General features: G+C 47.6%; 1 protein-coding gene. It reads right to left on the reverse strand.

What is annotated here, in order from left to right:
- The coding region (locus QWY20_RS18620; RefSeq protein WP_330130465.1) for a transposase at nt 1-221 on the reverse strand (221 nt) is incomplete at its 3' end.
- Nucleotides 222-271 lie beyond the last annotated feature (50 nt).

Raw genomic sequence — 271 nt, forward strand, 5'->3', positions numbered from 1 at the left:
TGCTTAATTTTGGCTGCTGCATCCGAAGTAACACCAGGCCTTTTGCCTGAGTCTACTTCGATTCGATTAACCCAAGCCCGTAATGTCTCAGGAGTACAGCCAATTTTTGATGAAATAGACACCAGCGCCGCCCACCGGGATGGGTGCTCATGCTCTGAGGTCAAAACCATGCGAACTGCACGTTCGCGGACTTCTGCTGAATAACTTGTTCTTTTGTTCATGGACTAATTCTCTCAAGAAAATTAGCCTCCGACAAACCCGGTGTGATTCA

The sequence above is a fragment of the Alkalimonas cellulosilytica genome (assembly GCF_036325985.1).
Lineage (GTDB): Bacteria > Pseudomonadota > Gammaproteobacteria > Enterobacterales > Alteromonadaceae > Alkalimonas > Alkalimonas cellulosilytica.